Consider the following 2,812-nt stretch of genomic DNA (forward strand, 5'->3'; position numbering starts at 1 on the left):
CCGCAGAGACGAGGGCCAAGCTCATCGACGAAACCGTGTTCTCCCACCCGTCGAAGCTGGAACTGATCGACGCCGCCCGCGCGGCGGGCTACACGATCGTTCTGCATGTTCTGCTCATCCCCGAGGAGTTGGCGGTCGAGCGGGTCCGGCGCCGGGTTAGGGCTGGCGGACACGATGTGCCCGAGAACAAGATTCGCGAACGCTTCCAACGTCTTTGGGGACTTGTTGCCACCGCGACCATCCGATGCGATTCGGCGACCATGTACGACAACAGCGGGCTGAAAGGCCCCCGCATCGTCGCTCAGGTGGACGACGGCTTCTGCATCGGTTCGCCGACCTGGCCGGCCTGGACACCTGACGTCTTGCGGTCAGCGTGCTTGGCGTAGCGCGACCTGATCACCAATGCCCTTGGTGCACAACCTCATTGAACGGCCGCCGATTCAGTTTGCGGATTGGCTGCCACCGCCGGTCCGCGGGGTTAATCGGGACCCGGCTGTAGGTCATGGTTCGTCGTGGGCGGCCGAGCGGGTGTCGGATGCAGCTCGGGATGCCGGGTCCAGAGTGTCGGCGCGGTCCCATTGCTTGTTGAGGTGATCGCGCGAGCTGACCGCTTCATGGCGGTGGACGGCGGCCTGTTGTTGCAGAGCGTCAGCTTGTGCCGCGTTGACATCGGCTTCGGCTTGGGCGGCGCGAGCTTTGGCGGCGGTCTCGTCGGCGAGGGCTTCCTGTTGTTTGACTAGCAGTGTTTCGTGTCTGGCGTCCTCGCGAATGTTGTCTGCTTCGACGTGGCGTTGTTGGTGGCGTTTGTTGCGTGCCATCCAGGTGAGACCTGCGATGAGCAGGATGGCCACGACTGCGGCCACGACAATGATCAAACCGGTTGTGCTGGTAGCTATTTCGGCTCCTTGTTTTTGACGGGTTGTGGAGAAGTACTTGGAAAGCAGTGGGTCAGTGTTTGAAGACGTCTTTGACTTTGGCCCCTGCCTGTTTGGCGTTGGCCTTGGCCTGATCGGCGCGGCCCTCGGTGCGTAGGCGGGTGTTGCCGGTGGCGCGGCCGAAATACTTCTTGGTGGCGCCTATGGCGGCTTCGGCTTTGTGGGCGAGCTTCTTCCCGATGCTCATCGCGGATTCCTTCTTTTCTTCGGTGGTCACAGACCGCGACGGCGGGCTGAGCAATATCCCGCGACGCGCGCTGTTTTACGAAGATGTGTCGATGTGCCTGGCGTCGATTGTCTTCCGACGACGCGCCCAATGACCGAACAGGGGAACACTGCGCCTGCGGGGTTCAGCTGCTGTCGAACTCACCGTCGAGTCGGTGTCGGTGGCGCCTTGATGGTCAAGCTCTTGGCTGGGGTGACGTTTCACTGATGCCGGCTCCCGCTGAGAACGTGCAAGGTCGCGTCGGGCGTCGCGCCCACGCACAGCGCTGCGTCGGGCGCCGGCCAACAACACACTCAGACCCAGCAATCCCACCGCGCCGACCACGATCCCAGACAGGAACAATGTGCCGGTTGACCCGGTCACGTGATAACCCAGCACGGAAAAGTTCTCTGCCAGCGGGTGAGTGGCCCCGGCATTGCCCAGCACCCCGACCGTCCCGACAATCACCGCCACGAATAGAACAATTAATCCGACGATGACCATCATGGCGATGCCTCTAATTCCGGTGCTAGAAACCCAGTACACACCCAGGTAGACGGCCTGTCAACACTGTTGACGTACAGCATTGGTCTACAGTGTCACCCGGAAGGAGGTGCTGCTGCCATGAAACAGCCCACCGGTCTGGACGGGACCACTGACGGCGCAGGCCCCTCCGTCACAGTCGGCGGCGCCGATGGCCGCCCGATCACCCGGTCGCTCATCTTGCAGACCGCGTTAGAGATCGTCGACCGCGACGGCCAGGATGGCTTGTCGATGCGCCGTCTCAGCGAGGCGGTGAATCGCGATACCACGGTGCTCTACCGCCACCTACCCAACAAAGCCGCCGTGCTCGACGGCGTCGCCGAACTCGTCCTCACCGAGCTCTCGGTGGACACCACCGACCCGGACTGGTCCGCACAGCTGCGCACCGTCGCCCACAACTTCCGGCGACTCGCACTCGCGCACCCCAACGTCGTGCCGTTGCTGGTGACCCGCCCCTTGGCCACCCCCCTTGGACAACGACCGCCCGGAACGCTACGGCCCCTCGAAAGCGTCCTCACCCTGCTCATCGCCGCCGGGTTCTCCGGCGAGGACGCCCTGCACATCTACCGGGTGCTATTCGCCTACCTGCACGGCCACGTCATCGATGAACTGCAGGAAATCGTCGAGCGACCCGAAGAAACAGACCACGTTCTGCGGCTCGGTCTGCACCGACTGTCGATCACCGACTTCCCCCACCTCCGCGCCCTGGCACCGGTCCTCGCCTCCTACGACGGCGCCGCCGAACTCGACCGAGGCCTGGATCTGCTCCTGGCCGGGCTCGCCGAAACCCTCACCCACCCCGACGGAACGCCGCGAATCGCTTAAGCGCTCTCGATGCAATCCATCGACGACGAATGGGTAGCTGATGCGTCACTGCGCCAAGCTACGCTCACCAATGGCCGTGGTGGACAACCTCATTGAAGGGCCGCCGGTTCGGTTTGCGGATCGGCTTGAGCGGGCGGTCAGCCGGATACCCGACACCGAGTACATACGCCACCTGAAACCCCTCGGGGACACCGAGAATGGCGCGGGCTTTGTCCTGATCCCCCACCGATGAGTGGCCGGTGCCGATGCCGAGGTCGGTGGCCGCGATCATCATCGCCATCGTGGCCTGGCCGACGTCGTACTG

6 protein-coding genes are annotated in these 2,812 nt (G+C 63.7%); 2 read left to right on the top strand and 4 right to left on the bottom strand.

Annotated features, from left to right (window positions below; genetic code table 11):
• A partial coding sequence (locus WAO18_RS03710; protein ID WP_422203997.1) for a zeta toxin family protein occupies positions 1–386 on the top strand: 386 nt, incomplete at its 5' end.
• Positions 387–500: 114 nt separating this feature from the next.
• Here the strand turns inward: WAO18_RS03710 and WAO18_RS03715 are convergent.
• From WAO18_RS03715 to WAO18_RS03725, 3 genes are all read right to left on the bottom strand, one after another.
• Positions 501–863 (bottom strand): hypothetical protein, encoded by a 363-nt coding sequence (locus tag WAO18_RS03715; RefSeq protein WP_422203998.1) that lies wholly within the window; start codon positions 861–863, stop codon positions 501–503.
• An 85-nt stretch (positions 864–948) separates the two neighbouring features.
• Complete coding sequence (locus WAO18_RS03720) at positions 949–1,122, bottom strand: CsbD family protein (RefSeq protein WP_422204004.1); 174 nt, start codon at positions 1,120–1,122, stop codon at positions 949–951.
• A gap of 75 nt (positions 1,123–1,197) precedes the next feature.
• Positions 1,198–1,647: a hypothetical protein gene (locus WAO18_RS03725; protein WP_422203999.1), complete on the bottom strand. Its 450-nt coding sequence runs from the start codon at positions 1,645–1,647 to the stop codon at positions 1,198–1,200.
• 117 nt (positions 1,648–1,764) lie between these two features.
• Here WAO18_RS03725 and WAO18_RS03730 point away from each other — a divergent pair, with 117 nt between their 5' ends.
• Positions 1,765–2,508 carry a TetR/AcrR family transcriptional regulator gene (locus tag WAO18_RS03730; protein WP_422204000.1) on the top strand — a complete coding sequence of 248 codons (744 nt, stop codon included), beginning with the start codon at positions 1,765–1,767 and terminating at the stop codon, positions 2,506–2,508.
• Positions 2,509–2,572: 64 nt separating this feature from the next.
• Here WAO18_RS03730 and WAO18_RS03735 read toward each other — a convergent pair.
• Positions 2,573–2,812 (bottom strand): nitroreductase family protein (locus tag WAO18_RS03735; protein WP_422204002.1); only part of this gene is annotated, 240 nt, incomplete at its 5' end.

The sequence above is a fragment of the Mycobacterium sp. genome (assembly GCF_049278535.1).
Classification (GTDB): Bacteria; Actinomycetota; Actinomycetes; order Mycobacteriales; family Mycobacteriaceae; genus Mycobacterium.